This window comes from Afipia sp. GW822-FHT03D08 (assembly GCF_058801645.1).
This window is the reverse complement of the sequence record NZ_JBXANK010000002.1, coordinates 731,335-749,625: the sequence shown is the minus strand read 5'-3', so window position 1 is coordinate 749,625 and position 18,291 is coordinate 731,335. Positions and strand designations below refer to the sequence as shown.

The window sequence follows — 18,291 nt, the reverse complement described above, 5'->3', positions numbered from 1 at the left end:
AACCATGATGAATGGTATGGCGCCTGGAATGATATGGGGCATGGGGCTTTTGTGGCTGCTGATCATCGTTGTTTTGATCCTATCGGCAGCAGCACTCGTCAAATATCTGTTTTATGGAGACAAGGGAGGTCGGCGATGAACAGATTGATCATGATCGCATTGGTGACAGGCGCGTTCCTGCCCTCTGCACAGGCACAGCTAGGCGACGCATCCCGTGGCCAACGGAGTTTCCAGGCCTGTGCGCCATGCCACTCGCTGGAACCGGACCGAAACATGACGGGACCAAGTCTCGCCGATCTATGGAACCGAAAGGCCGGCATGCTGCCGAGCTTCAGTCGGTATTCACAGGCGTTGAAGTCGTCGGGAATTACTTGGGACGACGCCACGCTCAACGAGTGGCTTCGGGATCCGCAACACCTCATTCCTGGCAACACGATGCCGTTCTCCGGCGTGAAGGACGCGGGACGGCGCGGTGATCTTCTGGCGTTTCTCAAGGATGCGACCCAGCCCGGTCACGCTCCGCCATCGATTGCGCAACGCGGCAATCAAATGGGCGGAATGATGATGGGCATGATGGGTGGTGGTGCGGTCCCAAATCTCAAAAAACTCGAGTCTGACCAACGGGTGACGGCGATCACGCACTGCCGAGACACCTACCGGGTGATCACCGCGGATGGAAAAACGCGCGATTTCTGGGAGCGAAATCTGAGATTCAAGACCGACGTGAGTGACGATGGGCCACAGAAGGGCGCTCCGGCGATCGTGGCGGCCGGAATGATGGGAGACAGGGCTGACGTGATCTTTGCCGCACCAGAAGAGATTAGCGGGGCCATCTCACCGCAATGTTGATGAGCTCCAAGCCCATCAATCGACAACGGCGCGGCAGCGGGCCAACTATTTTTCCATTGATAGCGCCGTCAACTGTAACCAAACCGGCTGGATCAGCGAACTCATAGAGATAATGCAAGTATGACGACCAACGAAATCGAACTCAAGGCACTGATGCTTGCAAGCCTGGATGGCGACGCGGCCTCACACCGCGCGCTGCTTGAGCGATTGAGCCGCCGTCTGCGCGCATATTACAAAGGCAAATTTGCGGGCATTGGAAGAGGCGCGGCAGAGGCTGAAGATCTGGTTCAGGAAGCGGTATTGGCGATTCACATCAAGCGACATACCTATGACCCCACGGAGCCGCTTACACCGTGGGTGCATGCGATCGCGCGCTACAAGTTGATCGATTTCCTGCGTCGAACTCGCGCGTCGTTCGCTGATGTGCCTATCGATGAGGCCGATCTGATCATGGCACATGACGACAATGTCAGCGCCGAGAGCACACACGACGTCAGACGGCTCATGGAGCGGTTGCCGAAAAACATGCGATGCGCCATCGAGGCTGTAAAACTGGACGGACAGAGCATAGCTGAAGCGGCAGACCGATGCGGTATCTCGGAATCGGCCGTAAAAGTGAACATTCATCGTGGGCTCAAAACACTGGCTGCCTTGATTGTCCGGGAAACCAGAACATGAAGACGGATGACTTGGTTGCCATACTAAGTGCGAACGCAGAGCCGGTAGACCGCAGATTGGTCGTTCGGACGGTTTGCATTGCGCTTGCGGCTGGAACAGTGGCGGCACTCGGCATCATGCTCGTCGGACTAGGTGTCCGCACAGACCTGATGACGGCCCGCGCCTTGATTTTTCTCCTCCTGAAACTCGCGTTCACGGTGGGGATTGTCGGCGTCGCGTCGATCTATCTCACAAGGCTGGCGCGCCCCGGAGGGGAGCGAAGAACCTCGTCGATTTTGGTTGCAATGCCGTTCCTCGCGATTGTGTTACTTGCCGCAATCAGCCTTGCTTTTGCGCCGAGTTCCTACTGGGACAAAATGATCATCGGCGATCAGTGGCTTGAATGCCTTCTCTCGATTCCGATCATCGCAATCGTGCCTTTCGCAATTACCATCTGGGCGGTGCGAAGGGCTGCCCCAACGGATCTCGCCCGCACAGGCGCCTTCGCCGGCCTCATTGCTGGCGGCGTGAGTGCGATGGCTTATGCGCTTCATTGCATGGACGATTCATTGCCATTTGTTGCGGTCTGGTACGGTGGCACGATCGCCCTTTGCACCTTCGCAGGCGCAATATTGGGGCCGCGCTTGTTGCGGTGGTAACGGGCCTTGGTGGTCGTTTTCACGTCACCGTGAGTGTGTAACCGGCCGACGATTTGCTCCGAACTCATTTGTAGAAGCGCATGAGACACGCTTCACAATGACAAGGAGCCGGACAATGTTAACGAAACACTTTCTCACGATTTCGCTCTTGCTGCCACTTGTAGCGATATCAGCAACGGCCCACGCGGGATCGACAATTACCGACAAGAGCTATTGGCCAAATGAGGCCAGGCCGAGCGCCTACAACGCTGGTCGCTCGCAAAGCGACTTGGCTTCAGCGTTTGCATTCGACCGAAGGAAGCCACGTTCCCAGATAGCGCCGAAGGTCAGTTCCCAAGCGGCGGCGACGGTCCAGAGTGGCGGATACGTTTGGCGCTATCAAGGAGGTCCGAAATCTCCGATGATACGCACAAGAGGGAAATGATGCGCGCTATCCAAAATACGCAGCTCATCATTGATGAGCCTCCAGTGAGTGGTCTGAAGCCAGAACCGGTTGCGGATCCGGACCAATCGTTGCAACCGATTCACTCTGCATTTTCACCAAACGGAAGAGCAATTGGATGACCTTGATTGATCACAACGCAAACACCCGCGGGTCAGGCGATCGACCGCGCGATACTGTGACCAGCTATTTCACTCGGTATCGCTTGGCGCTGTATCTCTTCTCGGGCGCGGGAGTTGCTGCTGGTGTTGCGTTGAACTGGAACTGGCTGGCAGCAGCGGGGTTCCTTCCTGTCCTGGCGTTTCTCCCCTGCATGTTGATGATGTTCATGTGCATGAAACACGGGGCGCAATCGCCAAATGATCCAGGTACGGAGTCAACCAAGATCCTACCATCTCGATCAGGTAAGCCGCTTGAACCGCAACAATAGATGCGCGACCGAACCGATTGACTGGCGCGCGCAGACGCACGTCGGTTCATTCGTAAATTGGAACAGAGAGGAGAATCTTCCATGAAAACAGTTGCAACATTAGCAGTCGTTTTGTTCGCCGTTGGAACAGGCTTGGCTCTTGGTCCCGTTGCTCGCGCCCAAGATACGCCGACGCCATCGACTCCGCAGGCCAGCGATCACGGCATGATGAGCGGTGATATGAAAGCAATGATGGGTATGATGGGCCAGATGAACCAGATGATGGAGAACTGCAATCGAATGATGCAGAGCAAGAACGATCGGCGTGACGAGAAGAATCCGACGCAGAAAGGTCGACCTGGTTAGATAAAAGCCACAGAGTTTCGGGGGGGGGGGCACTCGAAATTTGCTCGGTCGGAATGTAGGTCGTAGCCCAGAGGTGACTTCCCAACATTGGCGGTTATTCATTGTTCCAATTGTCGACCAAGAGCATCGAAGTCGGCATATTCATCGTGGTGAAGTGCCTTTTACGGTGCGAGCGCTGGGTCGACGCGTTTGTCTTGCGACGGGCATCATCTCGAACAGCGCATCGATGATCGGACACTCCGGAACCTGATCCCGCGTGCACTGTGCAGCCATGTCCGACATCACTCGTTCGAGACGTCGCAAATCAACGATCTTCTGACGAATATCCGTGAGATGCTCGACTGTGAGCGCATGTACCTCCTCGCAACTGTAGGTGTGCCCATCGACAAGACGCAGCAATCCCCGCAACTCGTCGAGAGCAAATCCAAGTTCCCGACCGCGACGAACGAAATGCAACCGCCTCACATCGTCAGAGCCGTAGAGGCGATAACCACTCGCACTGCGGGCGGGCGACGGCATAATGCCGATCTTCTCATAATAGCGGATGGTCTCGATATTCACTCCGCTGCGCTCTGACAGCACCCCGATCGAAAAATCTTCATTCTGGTTCATTATTGGCCTCACAAACCCGTGAGAAACTCTCGCTTGACCCTGTAGTCGCTACAGGCGCTAGGGTCACCATAGACCAATCGCGGGAGCGGGCTCAATGACGATGCGAGACGAGGCGACTGTGCTGCCAAGCAAGGCGACGCCGACGCAGAAGTGCTTTGACAGCGTAGCGCTGCTGTCGGTTGGCGGCATCTTGGCGGCACTTGGCGCCGCGACCTGTTGCGTGGTGCCCTTCGCTTTGTTCCTAGCCGGCGTCAGCGGTGCATGGATCGGCAATTTGACCGCGCTCAAGGCCTATCAGCCATTGTTTATCGGGCTCGCGGTCGCATGCCTCGGCGCCGGTTACTATGTCGTCTACCGCAAACCGAAGACGGCCGATTGCGTCGAAGGCTCCTACTGCGCCAGCCCGTCATCTCGTCGGACCGCCGAGGTCGGACTGTGGATCGCAACGCTCCTGATCATCATCGCCGTATGCTTCCCCCTCATTGCTCGCCTTTTCCTCGACACCTAACAACAAGGAGACTTGCCATGAAGATTCTGCCTCTCGTCGCCCTGACCGTTGCCCTGTTCTCCTACGGTGCAGCTTCAGCCACCGAGCGAACTGTGACGCTCAATGTCGCCAACGCTACCTGTGAACTCTGCGGCCCGATCGTGAAACGCTCTCTCACTCGCGTATCCGGCGTGCTCGATGTTCAGATATCCGAGGCAGATGGGGCTGCGATTGCAAAGGTTCGGTTTGAGGATAGCCGGACGGACGTCCCGACGCTCATTACGGCGACCACCAACGCCGGCTATCCCTCGCGCATCGTGCAGTAAGGCCCGCGTCGGTATGGACCGTCGCAAAACTCATCATCATCGGGGCAGGGCGTACTCCGATTGTCTGCTGTGCGGCCCTGACTCCTGCAACGTGGATGCGAACACACGAAAGTTGAAACCATGAACGACTGTTGTACCCCGAGCATGAATGGCGGCAGCAGCCGCTACGACCTTGTTGTCGTCGGCGCCGGCTCCGCCGGCTTCTCGGCCGCGATCACTGCCGCCGAGCAGGGCGCGCGCGTTGCGCTCGTCGGGCACGGCACGATTGGCGGCACCTGCGTCAACATTGGCTGCGTGCCGTCGAAAACGCTGATCCGAGCTACAGAGACGGTGCACCACGCTGACGCCGCCCCGGCTCGGTTCGACGGCATCGAAAGCAGCGCGCGCGTGGTCGATTGGGCCGCACAGATCGCCCAGAAGGACGCGCTAGTCGCCAGCCTTCGTCAGGCGAAGTACGCCGATCTTTTGCCCGAATACAACAACATAGCCTACCGTGAAGGTCGGGCGCGCCTCGTCGAGGGAGGCGTCGACGTGGACGGTCAGCGCCTCGTCTCGGACCGCATCATCATTGCGACGGGCGCGCGGCCTGCGCTACCCACCATCCCAGGCATCGCAGAGGTTGCGCCTCTCGACAGCACGACGGCGTTGTCGCTGAAGGAGCTATCGCGCTCGATGATCGTGCTTGGCGGCGGCTACATTGGAGCTGAGCTTGCTCAGACCTTTGCACGCGCGGGCGTGGCGGTGACGCTCGTCTTCCGGAGTCGCCTCCTGCCGGAGGCCGAGCCGGAGATCGGGCAGGCGCTCGCGGGCTATCTGACCGACGAGGGGATCACGATTGTGGGTGGCTTGGCCTACGATTTCGTCCACAAAACCGAGGATGGCGGCGTCGCACTCACGATCACTCGCAACGGCGGTCCAGAGATATTGACCGCCGAGCGGATTCTTGTGGCGACAGGACGCACCCCGAATACCGAAACGCTCGGGCTTCCGGAGGTGGGCGTCGCGCAGACATCGTCTGGCGCGATCGTCATCGACGACCGCATGCGCACTTCGAAGGCCGGCATCTATGCCGCCGGCGACGTGACGGGCAGGGACCAGTTCGTCTACATGGCGGCTTATGGCGCAAAGCTTGCGGCCAAGAACGCGCTGAATGGCAACAGTCTGCGCTATGACAACACCACCATGCCCGCCATTGTCTTCACGGACCCTCAGGTGGCGAGTGTCGGTCTGACGGAATCGCAAGCCCATGCCGCCGGGTATGCCGTGCGGACTTCTCTACTCGCGCTCGACAACGTGCCGCGTGCGCTCGCAGCGCGCGACACGCGGGGGCTTATCAAGCTCATCGCGGATGGGGTAACGCGCAAACTGCTCGGAGCGCATATTCTTGCGCCAGAGGGTGCCGATAGCATCCAGACTGCGGCCTTGGCCATCCGCTGCGGTCTCACGATTGATGATCTGTCGGAGACGATCTTCCCCTATCTCACGACCGTCGAGGGCCTGAAGCTCGCGGCACAGACGTTCGACAGAGACGTGAAGAAACTGTCCTGCTGCGCCGGGTAACGGGGCGGGCTAAGGAACTGGCTATGGAATCAGAAGCGTCACTAGCGTCCGAACCCGCAGTGGAGATCAGACCGGGCGTCTTCCGTTCGGACTGATCTGCGGTGGCGGGCGCAGCGGCACGCCAGGCGTCCTTGGGCGCATACCGAAAACCTCATCCGGCGATGCTTGCGTAAGCGTCCATTCCTGACACGTGGGATCAGGTTGCGGGATTTGACGGGGTCCAATTCCAGGGCAGCAGGTCGTCAAGTCGGTTCATAGGATGACCGTTGGACATGTGAATAAGCACGTCTTTGAGGTGGGCGAAGGGCTCGACGTCGTTAAGCTTTGCCGTGGTGATAAGGGAGCGGACGGTCGCCCAGCGCGCAGCCCCGCGATCGAATCCGGCGAACAGGTGTTTTTTTGCGGCCGAGTGTGATGGGGCGGATGGCGCGTTCCACGGTGTTGGTGTCGAGTTCGATGCGCCCGTCATCGAGGAACCGGCTGAGGTCGCTCCAGCGGGTCAGTGCGTAGCGGATCGCATCGGCAAGCCCGCCGCGCGGCGGGATGTGGGTCAGCTGCGTCTCGAGCCAGGCCCTCATCGCAGCAACCAGCGGCAACGAGCGAACTTGTCGTACGTCCCGCCGTGCGTCGGCGGTCTTGCCTCGGATCGTTGCCTCGATCGCATAGAGCTCGGCGATGCAGCGTCTCTACATCGGCCGGCAGGGCGGTGAGATCGATGTTCATGACGATAGAGTGTAGCCGACTCGTGTCCGCTTCCGCCGCTCCGAATGCACCATTCAATCCGTCTCAGATCATCCGGCCAGGGCCGGTCGCCAGCGCTGCACGATCGGCGCTCCCGACCACGAGGAGGGATAAGCCCCCGGACTAACGAGAGGACTAAGCGGCGGACTAAAGGGAGGACTTAAGTTGCGCCGCCGGTAAAGCAGCTTGCGTTCCGGAGGCTGCGGCTCAGCCTCAAAAATCGCGCGTCAGTTCTCGAAGGCCTTGCGCGGAATACCCTCCGCCTCGCAATACTGCCGTTGGTTCAAGTCACTACGCTTCCACGCCTCATGGTGTGCCCGCCAGAAAGTCTCGCCCTGACGTCTCCACACTCCGTTCTTGCTCGCCATCTCGCTCTCCTCATCTACAAATCGAGAGCGAGAACAGATCGCGTCCGCTAGAGCCTATTCAAGCGTGTAAGAATTCAGCGCTCACCTAGATCCCTGTTGTCCGCGCGAGGTTTCCCTGTTCTTCGAAATGTGTTCCCTGTTAATTTTGTAGGGAATTATCGCCAAAAGCGCTGCGCCGCAGTGGTTTCTCGCCTCCAAGCTCCTCTGGGGAGGCCAAAATCGCGAATTTCCCTGTAAAATTCCCTGTTACCAGGGAATTCGCTTAGAGACGGGCGCGATCAGCACTGCGTCGCCAGCCATCGAGTACGAGTTTCGGAGAATTTCTTTCTTTTGTGTAAGAAAGGCCCGCCAATGGCAGGCTTTTTTAACATGCTGAGTTTCTACAGAGACCGGAATCGAACCGTCACCTTCTCAAATTGGTCGACATTCTCTGGCCAACCATTGAAGAATTCCCGTTTTCTAGAGTCTCCTTCCAGAGACCGAAGAATAAAAGCACTGCGTGGTCGTGGTGGCAGTGGTGACAGCTGCAAACAAAGGTGGCCGAGCTAACGGAAAGAAAAAGCTGCAGGGGGAAGGATGAGTGAGTGGGACGGTATCTGTGTGCTCGGTCGACAAGCGGTTATGTTGCGCGGTAGCCCCGCTCATTTCAAGCAAGGTCAATCGCCTGCGGTGCGCGCTCCGGGAAACCCTTACGGACGCATCTGATAGTGTTTCGTCACGCCATCTTCTACCGACGGTACACCAAGATCGGTTACCACCTTGAGAGGGAATTGTCCCACAGGCCGAGCGCTTTCGATGGCGATACTCCCTCCTTCCTTTGCAACCAAGGACTGCAGGCGTTCAAACTCGCTGCACCAAATAGTTTCCATGTCCCGATCCCGCCCGGCGTCACGGGCTTCCGCGGGACTTCCAATTCCGACCGCTCTGACTTGTATAACGTCAGTTTGCGAGCCGCCCAATAGTTCAACCCCATAGCCCGGATTAGCCGGCTTTCGGAGAACGACGCGACCACCCGCGACCCATGCCGTCATCATTCCCTCGGAGACCTCATAGCCGAGACTCGCAAGTCCTTCCAAAACTGTACGTCTCCTCTCTTCCGCAGCCATGGAGCGTACTTCGGCCTCGATCAGAAAGTCGGCGCGTTTGACGAGTTCCTGTCCATTGGCGCCGGACTTCGCAATGGCCCGCTCGATCTCGACGCGCAGCGCTGCCGCTTCGGCCGATTTCATCTCCGATAGTTCGGCATGCCGCTCAGAGAGATCCCGTTCGAGGCACGCGCGCTCGCGCCCGGTCTTGACCGCAAAGCTGAGATCGAGAAGCAGGCTGTCGGCAACGAGAGCTTGCCGTGCGCCCGGCTCGGCCTCGAGAGCCGTGATCCGGGCAGAAAAAGGACTGGGATCGATTCCAAGGCCGGCAAGTTCGCCGAGGAGTTTGTCCACCTTCAAAAGCGCTTGGTCTTCGCTTACATTGGTTTGTTGGGCAGTCCACTCCTCGAGCGTGATACGGCGGTCGCCGGCACCGAGCCGGTCGGCGAGCGCCCGCTGACGCTCGGTGACACGTTCGGAGCGGTCCGTCGGCTGAAGCAGCATCAGCCCCTTGCTGACAGCTTTGTTGAGGCTCTCGACGGACGCCGCGGGGGTCATAAGCTCTCGTCGAAGATCGACCGGAATCTGGATGCGAGAAGCTTCAAACTTTGCGAGCAGTGCTTGGGCGGCGGACTTGGCACGCCTGTGATCGCCCTTGCGCTTGGCCTCAGATTCTGCGGCCTTCTCCGCGCGTCGCTCGGCATCGGCGTTCAAATATGAGATCTCGGCGAGGACCTGCTTTTGAAGGTCAGTGAACTTGTCCGCGTCGAGCATTCGGTGAACTTCGTCGCGTCGAGCGATAACCCGGTCGATATCCTTCTGATCGATCGTCCCATTACGTTTGCAGGTCGATGCCCAGAATTCGATGGCTGCGTCCAGGCGCGCCAAGCTGCGGCGGCAAATTGAGATGATTTCCGCGCGGGTGACTATCCGGAAGGCTTTCGGACCACTCATTGGTATCCTCCTCCGTTGTGAAGTGCGTTCTCGACGGCTTCCTTGAGACGTTGACGCTCCTCGTCTCCGGCATGGGTCCAAGCGTAAGATGAGACGCGGTGAATGAACGGGACGGCTCCATTCAGAACTTTGGGACGCCAGACCTCGCGCGCTCGCGCTCTCTGGAGCAACAAATGCCGCGGAGCGTCGCACTCTATGCCCAGCACATACAGACCCGTGCGAGGATCGGTAATAGCGAAATCAAGACTGAACGCGCCGCCGTCGTGCGCCTTGGCCGGCTTCCATCCATTGGTCTCCAGGAATTTCTCGACGGATTTCGTGAATCCATCTTCTACGTGGCTTTCATATTCGTGATCCACACTCTTTTCCGTCACGAGACGTTCGAGCAAGGTCCTGCCGGAGTCTGCCGATCCCTCCGAAACGGTACGAGCGTATTCGAGGTAGCCCTGCAGATAGTCACGAGGTACACGCGGTCCGCTGCGCCGTGTCAAAAGGTCGGAAATCTCGGATACCGGCATAGACGTGACGATGACGACCTTCTCCCTTGCTCTGGTAACAGCCACGTTCAAGCGTCGCTCGCCGCCGGCATGACCAAGTGCGCCGAAGCTCTTGCGGAAGACGCCATGCTCATTGCGTCCGAAGGTGGTTGAGAACACGATGATATCGCGCTCGTCGCCCTGAACGTTTTCTACGTTCTTTACGAAGAAGCTCATGTCCTCGCCTGCTTCCACGCGCTCGCGTTCCCGCATCAAGGCATCGCGAAATGCTTCGTCGCTTTCTGCACGCTCTTCCAGCGCATCCTCGATCGCGTCCGCCTGCTTGCGATTGAATGTTACGACACCGACTGATGGCGGCGAAGCGTCCTCCCAGAGGCCGCTGAGATACTCCACAACATCGGAGGCTTCTTTGGGATTAGTCTGGCTCTTGTAGATACCGTCCGAGCGGAGAACCTCGATAGGCTTGATCCTCCGGATCGTTTCGTCGGGGTGGCGAACAGGCACGCTGAGACCGTTCGCGTAAAACGAAGCGTTTGAAAACGAGATGAGCTCGCGGTATTTCGAACGATAGTGGACCTGTAGGGTTCGGCTTTGGAGAGCGGACCGGGCAAGCTGGAGTAGGTCGGGGCAATCCTTGATCTCCCGCCGATTCCATGTTTCCGCGAAGGCTTCGCGTTCCTCTTCGGTCGCCTCCTCCTCCGGCTCCTCGCCATCGAAGATTGCCGCTTCGTCGTTCTCGACCTTGCTCGCGAAGAATGTCGTGGGCGGCATCTGCTTCTCGTCGCCGCTCACGATCACGATCTTGCTTCGGAATAGCGATGGCAACGCGTATTCCACCGGCATCTGGGAGGCTTCGTCGAAAATGACGGTATCGAACGTGCCGGGACGCGCCTGCAGCACGCGGCTCGCGATGTCGGGAGTCATCAGCCAAACCGGTCGCAGCGCGAAAAGGCCAAGCGGAGCGGCTTTCTCAATGAACTCTCGAAGTCGCAACGCCCTCGGTCCGCGAAGTCGAGTGATCGGTTCCCACTCACGCGTCGGGTGGACGCGGCTGACATCGATGCCGTGGATCAGGAGTTCCCTGTTGCAATCCCTGATCTGCGCGTCGGCTTCGGCAAGCGATGTCACTTTCGCTTCGACCGCTCCGCTATCGAAGAGTACCTCCGGATTGGCGGCTTCCATCGCGCTCTTCCAGGCCAGCCGCGCCTCCCGTCCGATGGTTGCCCGGATGCAAGAATCAAGATCACCGGTACCGATCAGCGAGAGTTCAGCTTCCTTCGAGCGAAGAGTGCGGAAGATGGCGCGTTCCTTGTCGCCGAGACGAACGGAGCGGAGCCGAAATTCCTGGTATGGCACCAGCATCGGTAACGCTTGGAGTATTTCGGCGAGGGCGGCCTCGTTTGACAGGCCGCCGTCGATCGTCGCGCGTCGCGATTCGATCCAAGCCGCGTCAACATATCGGGCGAGATCATCCAGCGCCGCATGGCTTTGCTGCCGGACATCCTGCCTTCGGAGGGCGCGATCCCCTCGCCCGAAGAACCAGTCTATCCCTTCGACCTTGCCGGTCATGGCTGCCCGGTCGAGCTCAGCCCGGTTGGGGCAATCATCGATGACGGTCACGAGGTTGTGGACGACCGCGAGTATCGAATGCAGGTTCCTGGAAAATTCGGCGAGTTTGCCGGGAGCAACGTCGTGATCGGGAGCCTTGTCGAAAAGCGCGGTGAGATATGCCGCCAACTGCGTTCTCAGCGGCCTGAGCACCAACTCCAGTTCGGCCCCGCGATGGAAAGAAGAGATGGCTCGGTGGTCGGTGGCAAAACTCATGGTCGTCAGCAGAGCGCGAAGACGACGCTTTCGTAGCCACCGCATGGGATTGATCATTGCCAATCCCGTCGCCGGCTGGAGTACCACTGCCGCCAGCTCCGAAGCGGATCTCAGTTCGCCATCGTGGACTCCCACCAGCTTCCGGACCTGCTCTGGCTGGTGGGCCGATGGATCAAGCGAAGCGAGGCGTTCCTCAAGCCAAACGAGGCGAGCGAGCATGTTCGTGCCCTTGGACCCGCTGCCCTCGGGAATTCTAAACATAGGAAGCCAGCGTCCGAGATTGGCGCAAAGGCCCTCGCTGATCGAGCGAAGCGTCTCGGCCGTCCGAAGCCATTGTCTGAAGGCGTCGAAATCTGAAATCTTCAAGGAGTCCGCGGTCTCCGCTTCCGCGCTCTCGCGTCGAGCCTCCAGGTCCGAGAAGGCACGAAGGGATGTCCCGAACTCCTCCGCTGTTCCGCGGTCCGGGTTGAAGACCTTGAGAGAAGCTAAGGGATTGCCCTCGAATTTGGCCGGAAGCCAATATCTCGCAAGCGGTCCGCAATTCTCCTCGACCGTTGCGATGTCGGACGGATGCAAATCTGATAGTAGCGAACGAAGCGCCGGAGCATCGATCGGCTTCGGCTCGCTTTCCTCGATGGCCAGGAGTTCACCGAGCAATGACCGATAGGTCAAACCCGTCCGACTTTCGACTTCGTGCAAGGCTGCCTGTTGACGATCGAGTTCCGCTTCGAGCACGTCGATACGAGCCGCCAATCGTTCGCGATCGCGTTTCCAGGCGGGCGAGCCACCTGCGGGACGACTATGCAAGGCTTCGACCTGGGATCGGATCGAGCCGACGATGGCCTCGCGATCTCGCGTCGCATCCGTGATCATGACGAACCGGTCACCAAGGCGTTCTCTTTCGAGACGCTTCCTGACGACGTCGATTGCCGGTTGCTTCTGGCAAATCACGAGCAGCGATTTGCCTCTGCCGATGGCGTCCGCCACCATGTTGACGATGGTCTGGCTTTTGCCCGTCCCTGGTGGCCCCTCAATGACGAGGCCTGGTGCCTGTCGAGCCTCGATCACCGCCGCCTCCTGGGAGGGATCGCTGTCGGCCGTAAAGTAGCGATCGATCTCCCGCACTGGGGCCGGCGACGGCGGGGCCGACTTTTGATCCGTGAGACGGAGTGCTGCCTCGAGCGCGGTCGCCGTGGGCGGCATTCCTCTCAAGAGCTGGAGATCCTTCATGACCGCCTGCCCCATAAAGGCGAGATGAAACAGCACGGCTGCCGGCACGATTTGTCGTTCGTGCGAGCCGACCTTGACGTCCTTCCCGGGAAGGGATGTCAACTCGCTTCCCATCGGCGTGGCGAGCTGGCTGAACGCGTCCATCACATCCTGCGCCGTAAGACTGCCACGGGTGAGCAGCTCGTCCGCCGCTTCCTGCCATCGTCTCGCTTCGGGAATTCCCACCATACCTTCGAGCGCTGGATTGACGACGACGTGTTCGGTCTCCGTCTCGGCATTCTTTTCGCGTCCGTACCCGATCGTAACATGACCGCGATTTCCGACTTCGGGCGACACGCTAACTGGCCAGAGCAGAACTGGTGCGATCCTCGGCTTCGTGTTCGGCTTCCCGTCTCGCATGAGCAGGAACGGAAATCCCATGTATAGACCGTCGATCCCGGTATCTCGCTTGTAGAGCAGTGCATGCGAATGGAGAGACCGAAGTCTGCGTTCCAGGCCCTCGTTCTCGGAAAACGCGGCAGGATCGACGTTCACTGCTCGACCCGCTCTGGCCAAAAGAAGACTAAGGATTTCTGATCCCGGCAGTCGCGGCGTATTCAACTCGGTCAGATCTATTCTCGCGGTTTTGCCGATGAGCATCCGCGTCAGCGGCCCGCGCAGTACGCCGCCTGATATTCTTTTCGCGAAGAAGTCTAGAATGGTCGAAACGTATCCTTGTTTCGGAAGTGGCTTCCACGTGTCTTTGGGAATCGAGAGAAGTGCGAGCGCCCGACCGATCGGCATGCGTCGGTCAAGACGAAATTCGTCGGCCCACTCGTCGATCGTCGAAATTCCGCACCTGGCGAAATTCTGTATACGCTCGTCGACGGCCTGGTAGATTTCACGACGAGGCCGCGCGAGTCGCGCCGCGGCCTCCTCCTTCGAAAAGGCGCTCAAGCGTGCCGATGAAGATTGCTTGGCTGCCTCCTCGATCACCTCCTCCACCGAGCGGAATTGGCTCGGCGATGCGCTGAGAAGAATTATCAGATCCTCTTCGGCCGACTGTCGCCGCTCCACGAGCGAAACGATGCCCGTATGGTCGGTATCGGGAAGCAGCCTCCGCTTCTCCTCCCACAGAGCCGACAAACGGGCCATCGACGTCGAGAGGAGGTGCACGCGAAGCAGGTCTTCCTCGACGTCGATATCGAGTTGTCCCAGGCGCTTTCGGACAGTCTCGGCGCGCAGTTTCAGCCGCCAAAGCAGATCGTCCGCATCGACCTTTCGAAGAAGATCTGGAGCCGGGCCCGTGATGAGGCTGAAGCCATCGTCGGGATGATCGAGCAGCCAGCCCGGGGTAACGATGTTTCCCCGGACGATCAAAGGCATGGACGGGTTCAGCGTCTTCAACGAGATCGATAGCTTCAGATCTTCGTTAAGTTCCTCGATCCTTGCGAACTGTCGCAGCGCCGCGGGCACTTTGGCATCGAAGCCCGCCTCCGTAGCCCAGGTCGCAACCGCTCCTCGCAGGAGAAGGCCTCTTGCCTCATCCCAGTTGGATGCTTCGGCAGCGGCAAGGGCGAACGAGCCGGCCGACCTGTACTGCTTGCCGCCGAGCGTGATGGACGCCCGACCCTCCGCTTCGCCGGCTTTCTGCCCTGCAGGCGCCGACACTGCTTCGCCCGCCAGCCAGGCCTGAACTTCTTTCCATTGCCACCGCTGACGACGATCACTTGCGAGAAGGCCCCGAAGAAGCAGGTCCATGGAAGGATCCAGATTCTCCGGCAACGGCACGCCGTTGGTCAGCACGTGGATCAGGAAGGCCTGCTCGTTGATGCCTTCGAAGCAGGCTCCTGCGGTGATCCGGTTCAGGAGGATCATCCCCAGGCTCCACCAGTCCGAGGCCGCCGCTACGCCGCCCGCAATCGCTTCAGGCGCCATGTAGCGGGTCGTTTCAAGCGGAGAGGCGATGTCGAGATCGAATTCCGAAAGCCGTGCGGAGCCGAAGCTGCCGATAGCGAGGTCGAGCGGATCCCGGGAGCGGACGAAAATGGTGGAGGGACGGAGGTCCCTGTGGCGCAGGCCTGCCTCGGTCAGCGAATGTACGGCTCGGGCAAGTTCGCTGATGAACCTCTCAAGTGCCGTCCGATCGCCGACGTCCAGCGACAGATCCGCGATGGTGCCGCCCGGGAATTCCTCTACGACCTCATACGCGCGCTCGCACCAGCGACCGGTCGCGATTATTTCGGCGACGTGATCGCGCGGAAGTTTTCGCAGCAGATCGTAGATCGCTCCGTCCGGTTCGGACGCGGTCGCATATAGCGTAAGCACTCCGCGACGTCCGCTGGAGTCCTGCACGGCCGTGTAGCGTTCGCGAACCGTACTAGACGACTCGATCCCGTCGAGAAGACGCCAGCCGTCGATGACAGTCTCGGTCGGCGATGGTTCGGTATCCGGCTCGGGTCTGGGCTCGGACTGTGGAGCGGGCGGGGCCGGTTCGTCGAGAATTTCTCCGCAGGTGCTGCAGATGAGATCGCCCGGCGAATTGGCGTGCCCGTTGCGACAAGTCGGGTTGGATGCCGTCGGCGCGGGAGGGACAGGTGCAGGTTGCGGCCGGCCAGGAGGCGTCACATCGACCGACGACAGATCCCATCCGCAATTGTGGCCATCGACCGTGCCTTCGCAAAAGTATTCTGTGACGGGGCGCTCGGTCTGGCAGTTCGGGCAAAGTCTAATCATGCCGGGCGAGCCCGCATTGAAACAATGCGCTTGTCCTCGGAGATGTCGAGTGTCGATCCATTGCTTTCGAGTAATTCCTGCAGTCTGCGAAAATCGTTGCGCGCGGGTATACCGGCAAACCAGACGTCGCCGTTTTCGTCGAACATGATGTCGACGGACCGGTCCCGCTCGTCGGCCAGGCGCTCGAAGCTGGCGAACCGGGCGCGGCCATTTTCCGTGATGAAGTGAAGTTCCTGATTGTCGCTTCCTCGCAGAGCAAGTGTCTGCTTTTCCTCGAAGTCGAACGGCCCCGTAACGAGGGCATCGATTGTAGCAGGGGACGTGCCAACCATGTCGCGGATGGATGCCCACGGATATCCTGTGAAGACGAGTATGTCCGCCTCGGTTTTCGACCTAAGTCGTGCCGTTAGTTCCAACAATGCGTCGGGCTGATCGAAAGGCTCGCCTCCGGAGATGGTGATGCCGTCGGCCTTCGAGATCCACGGAATGATGGAATTGACGACTTCTTCGACCGTCGTGTTTCCTCGTCCTTCGACCCAAGTGTCCATGGAAATGCAGCCCGGACAACGGATGGAGCAACCCTGAAACCAAATGCCGAGCCTTCGTCCGGGTCCTAAAGTTGTCACGGGAAAATGGATGCGCGATACGGAGATGCGAACCGTCATCTCGAGGGCTTGCTTTCGAGCCGAAGCGTCGACGATGCCCCGGTTTGAACTTCCAAAACCCGAAATCGGCTTCCTGCTTCTGCGCCGCTATCGAACAAACCGCGCGAAAGCGGGTTGATGAGATGGGCTTCGACCTGATTGCGTATGCCGCGACCGCCGTTCGAAAGATCTGCCAGACACAACGCACGCAGCGTCGCGCGGGCCTGCTCCGACAGTGTCACGTCGTAGCCTAGCGATTTGACGTCGTTCAGCAAGTTGTCCACCATCTGATCGAAGATTTCGTTGGCGACATCTCCGCGAATGAAATCGAAGACGATCACATTCTCGCCGATGCGATTCAGGATTTCTGGACGGTTGAGTACTTGCTTGAAGTGCTTTTCGATCTCGGTGCGGACCTTCCGCTTGACCGCATCGAACGTCTCCTCGGGCGTCACGTTCGCGATCCGCTCGCCCGTGGGGCCGGGAGTGTAAATGCCGAGATTGGACGTGAAGACGATGAACGCTTCGGAGAAGTAGACACGGTCACCTCGTCCCGAGGTGAGAACGCCGTCGTCCAGGATCTGAAGGAATTTATCGAGGATTCGCGGGTGCGCCTTCTCAATCTCGTCAAAAAGGACGACGCTGAATGGCTTTTCCCGGATCGCGTTCGTGAGCTCGCCGCCGACGTCGTATCCAACATAACCGGGTGGAGCTCCGATCAAGCGCTGATCGGAATGCTCGGCGCTGAACTCGGACATGTCGAAGCGGATGTATGCGCTGTCGTCGCCGAAGAGTAGGCTCGTGATGGTCTTCGCGAGTTCCGTCTTGCCGACTCCGGTGGGGCCGGCGAGGAAAGCGACGCCCCTCGGTCGGCCTCCCCTCGGCGATTGCCCGATGCCGGTGACGGCGCGTTTCACAATGTCGAGCATGTGAGTGACGGCGTGCGCCTGCCCCTTCACGCGGCGCCTTACGAACTCGTCCGCCGAACTGATCTTGTCGTGGCTTATCTTGCGCCACGGGTCTTCGGTGACGCCGACCTTGAACCGCCGAACCGCATCGGAAATGCGATCGAACGGGACGTTTTCGCTTCGGGCGAGCTGTGCGATCGCGCTGAGGTCGAGAAGCAGGAGTCCTTCGGTCTCGTCGACGAATCCATTCGTCGACTTCTCCAAGTCGGCCGGCGCAGCATTTTGAGCGCCGGGCAGTCCCCGCATCAACGAGCTGATCATGGTCCGTCTGGCCAGGTGATCGGGCCGACCGATCGGTATGTGCCGAATACGTGGATTGCTGATCAGGAACCAGTCGGGAAGGTCTCCTTCCTTGTCCACGATCCAGATCACTGTGTTGAAAAATGGCTGACGACGATCGCCGGCCGGGCGCGCGCGCGTAGAATGGGAAAGGATCAAAGCGCGCGAAAATAGCTGATGTTCGGCAGGAGAGAGGGCCTCGCTGCGAGTGATCAAGCGCGACGCGAAGTCGATGATGAGGGCCGAGGGCGGGCCGTCGGATGGAACATGCCGTTCAAGGGCCGAGGCCAACAGATCGATACCGCCGGCAGCGGTTCCGTTTGCGGGCGACAGTCCAAGATGCGTCAGAAAGCTGTCGTCGGAGGGTTGGAGGGCTCTAAAGCCGTTCAAAAGATCGAAGCTCGCGATCCGGCCATAGCCGGCGTCCTTCAGCGCGTCCGGCAGCGCTCTGGTCAGGGATACGGATGTGATCTGGCCGGGCGCGGCCTCATGGATCTGGAGATCCCTGGTATTGCCCGAAAGGACGAATTGGCTTCGCAAGGGCAGAAACCGGAGCAAATCGCGCAGCCATCTCGCCTTCTCGACCGTACCAGCCCCCACCAGCTCAACCCCCGTCCAC

General features: G+C 59.5%; 15 protein-coding genes and 1 pseudogene. 9 read left to right on the top strand and 7 right to left on the bottom strand.

The genetic code is table 11. The annotated features are described in order from the left end of the window. Positions 1-4: 4 nt before the first annotated feature. The 6 genes from AC1RM7_RS18455 (at position 5) to AC1RM7_RS18430 (ending at position 3,382) form a co-directional block, all read left to right on the top strand. Positions 5-139, top strand: coding sequence for a hypothetical protein (locus AC1RM7_RS18455; protein ID WP_002714861.1), 135 nt, complete (start codon positions 5-7; stop codon positions 137-139). Beyond that, the gene (locus tag AC1RM7_RS18450; RefSeq protein WP_024575760.1) at positions 136-849 is read left to right on the top strand and encodes a c-type cytochrome; all 714 of its coding nucleotides are present in this window, start codon (positions 136-138) and stop codon (positions 847-849) included. The genes AC1RM7_RS18455 and AC1RM7_RS18450 overlap by 4 nt, the downstream gene beginning before the upstream one ends. A gap of 120 nt (positions 850-969) precedes the next feature. After that, positions 970-1,527, top strand: coding sequence for a sigma-70 family RNA polymerase sigma factor (locus AC1RM7_RS18445; protein WP_492838905.1), 558 nt, complete (start codon positions 970-972; stop codon positions 1,525-1,527). Continuing rightward, a complete protein-coding gene (locus AC1RM7_RS18440; RefSeq protein ID WP_492838907.1) occupies positions 1,524-2,165 on the top strand; it encodes a DUF1109 domain-containing protein in 642 nt (213 codons plus the stop codon). Before AC1RM7_RS18445 ends, AC1RM7_RS18440 begins: the two co-directional genes overlap by 4 nt. Before the next feature lie 560 nt (positions 2,166-2,725). After that, the gene (locus AC1RM7_RS18435; RefSeq protein ID WP_152527717.1) at positions 2,726-3,037 is read left to right on the top strand and encodes a hypothetical protein; all 312 of its coding nucleotides are present in this window, start codon (positions 2,726-2,728) and stop codon (positions 3,035-3,037) included. Between the two features lie 81 nt (positions 3,038-3,118). Further along, the gene (locus tag AC1RM7_RS18430) at positions 3,119-3,382 is read left to right on the top strand and encodes a hypothetical protein (protein WP_034473580.1); all 264 of its coding nucleotides are present in this window, start codon (positions 3,119-3,121) and stop codon (positions 3,380-3,382) included. Positions 3,383-3,523: 141 nt separating this feature from the next. On the opposite strand, the gene AC1RM7_RS18425 is transcribed toward AC1RM7_RS18430, so the two are convergent. Then, positions 3,524-3,994, bottom strand: coding sequence for a MerR family transcriptional regulator (locus AC1RM7_RS18425; RefSeq protein ID WP_492838909.1), 471 nt, complete (start codon positions 3,992-3,994; stop codon positions 3,524-3,526). A gap of 94 nt (positions 3,995-4,088) precedes the next feature. Here AC1RM7_RS18425 and AC1RM7_RS18420 point away from each other — a divergent pair, with 94 nt between their 5' ends. The 3 genes from AC1RM7_RS18420 (at position 4,089) to merA (ending at position 6,367) form a co-directional block, all read left to right on the top strand. After that, positions 4,089-4,502, top strand: coding sequence for a mercuric transporter MerT family protein (locus tag AC1RM7_RS18420; protein ID WP_024575764.1), 414 nt, complete (start codon positions 4,089-4,091; stop codon positions 4,500-4,502). Positions 4,503-4,519: 17 nt separating this feature from the next. Further along, positions 4,520-4,807 (top strand): cation transporter, encoded by a 288-nt coding sequence (locus AC1RM7_RS18415; protein WP_024575765.1) that lies wholly within the window; start codon positions 4,520-4,522, stop codon positions 4,805-4,807. 120 nt (positions 4,808-4,927) lie between these two features. Further along, a complete protein-coding gene (gene merA, locus AC1RM7_RS18410) occupies positions 4,928-6,367 on the top strand; it encodes a mercury(II) reductase (RefSeq protein WP_492838912.1) in 1,440 nt (479 codons plus the stop codon). A gap of 196 nt (positions 6,368-6,563) precedes the next feature. Here merA and AC1RM7_RS18405 read toward each other — a convergent pair. From AC1RM7_RS18405 to AC1RM7_RS18380, 6 genes and pseudogenes are all read right to left on the bottom strand, one after another. After that, positions 6,564-7,050, bottom strand: a pseudogene (locus tag AC1RM7_RS18405) (IS66 family transposase); the annotation flags it as partial. A 285-nt stretch (positions 7,051-7,335) separates the two neighbouring features. Then, positions 7,336-7,476, bottom strand: a complete 141-nt coding sequence (tnpA, locus tag AC1RM7_RS18400; protein WP_002714872.1) for an IS66 family insertion sequence element accessory protein TnpA — start codon at positions 7,474-7,476, stop codon at positions 7,336-7,338. Positions 7,477-8,165: 689 nt separating this feature from the next. Continuing rightward, a complete protein-coding gene (locus AC1RM7_RS18395) occupies positions 8,166-9,515 on the bottom strand; it encodes a hypothetical protein (protein WP_492838914.1) in 1,350 nt (449 codons plus the stop codon). Then, on the bottom strand, positions 9,512-15,373 hold the full coding sequence (locus AC1RM7_RS18390) for an AAA domain-containing protein (protein WP_492838916.1): 5,862 nt from the start codon (positions 15,371-15,373) through the stop codon (positions 9,512-9,514). The genes AC1RM7_RS18395 and AC1RM7_RS18390 overlap by 4 nt, the downstream gene beginning before the upstream one ends. Before the next feature lie 404 nt (positions 15,374-15,777). Continuing rightward, positions 15,778-16,446 (bottom strand): 4Fe-4S single cluster domain-containing protein, encoded by a 669-nt coding sequence (locus AC1RM7_RS18385; RefSeq protein WP_492838918.1) that lies wholly within the window; start codon positions 16,444-16,446, stop codon positions 15,778-15,780. Continuing rightward, on the bottom strand, positions 16,443-18,272 hold the full coding sequence (locus AC1RM7_RS18380) for an AAA family ATPase (protein WP_492838920.1): 1,830 nt from the start codon (positions 18,270-18,272) through the stop codon (positions 16,443-16,445). The genes AC1RM7_RS18385 and AC1RM7_RS18380 overlap by 4 nt, the downstream gene beginning before the upstream one ends. Between the last annotated feature and the right edge of the window lie 19 nt (positions 18,273-18,291).

Coding starts and splice junctions, on each gene's coding strand:
- AC1RM7_RS18455 (WP_002714861.1), top strand. CDS start 5: ATGATGAATGGTATGGCGCCTGGAATGATATGGGGCATGGGGCTTTTG.
- AC1RM7_RS18450 (WP_024575760.1), top strand. CDS start 136: ATGAACAGATTGATCATGATCGCATTGGTGACAGGCGCGTTCCTGCCC.
- AC1RM7_RS18445 (WP_492838905.1), top strand. CDS start 970: ATGACGACCAACGAAATCGAACTCAAGGCACTGATGCTTGCAAGCCTG.
- AC1RM7_RS18440 (WP_492838907.1), top strand. CDS start 1,524: ATGAAGACGGATGACTTGGTTGCCATACTAAGTGCGAACGCAGAGCCG.
- AC1RM7_RS18435 (WP_152527717.1), top strand. CDS start 2,726: ATGACCTTGATTGATCACAACGCAAACACCCGCGGGTCAGGCGATCGA.
- AC1RM7_RS18430 (WP_034473580.1), top strand. CDS start 3,119: ATGAAAACAGTTGCAACATTAGCAGTCGTTTTGTTCGCCGTTGGAACA.
- AC1RM7_RS18425 (WP_492838909.1), bottom strand. CDS start 3,994: ATGAACCAGAATGAAGATTTTTCGATCGGGGTGCTGTCAGAGCGCAGC.
- AC1RM7_RS18420 (WP_024575764.1), top strand. CDS start 4,089: ATGACGATGCGAGACGAGGCGACTGTGCTGCCAAGCAAGGCGACGCCG.
- AC1RM7_RS18415 (WP_024575765.1), top strand. CDS start 4,520: ATGAAGATTCTGCCTCTCGTCGCCCTGACCGTTGCCCTGTTCTCCTAC.
- merA (WP_492838912.1), top strand. CDS start 4,928: ATGAACGACTGTTGTACCCCGAGCATGAATGGCGGCAGCAGCCGCTAC.
- tnpA (WP_002714872.1), bottom strand. CDS start 7,476: ATGGCGAGCAAGAACGGAGTGTGGAGACGTCAGGGCGAGACTTTCTGG.
- AC1RM7_RS18395 (WP_492838914.1), bottom strand. CDS start 9,515: ATGAGTGGTCCGAAAGCCTTCCGGATAGTCACCCGCGCGGAAATCATC.
- AC1RM7_RS18385 (WP_492838918.1), bottom strand. CDS start 16,446: ATGACGGTTCGCATCTCCGTATCGCGCATCCATTTTCCCGTGACAACT.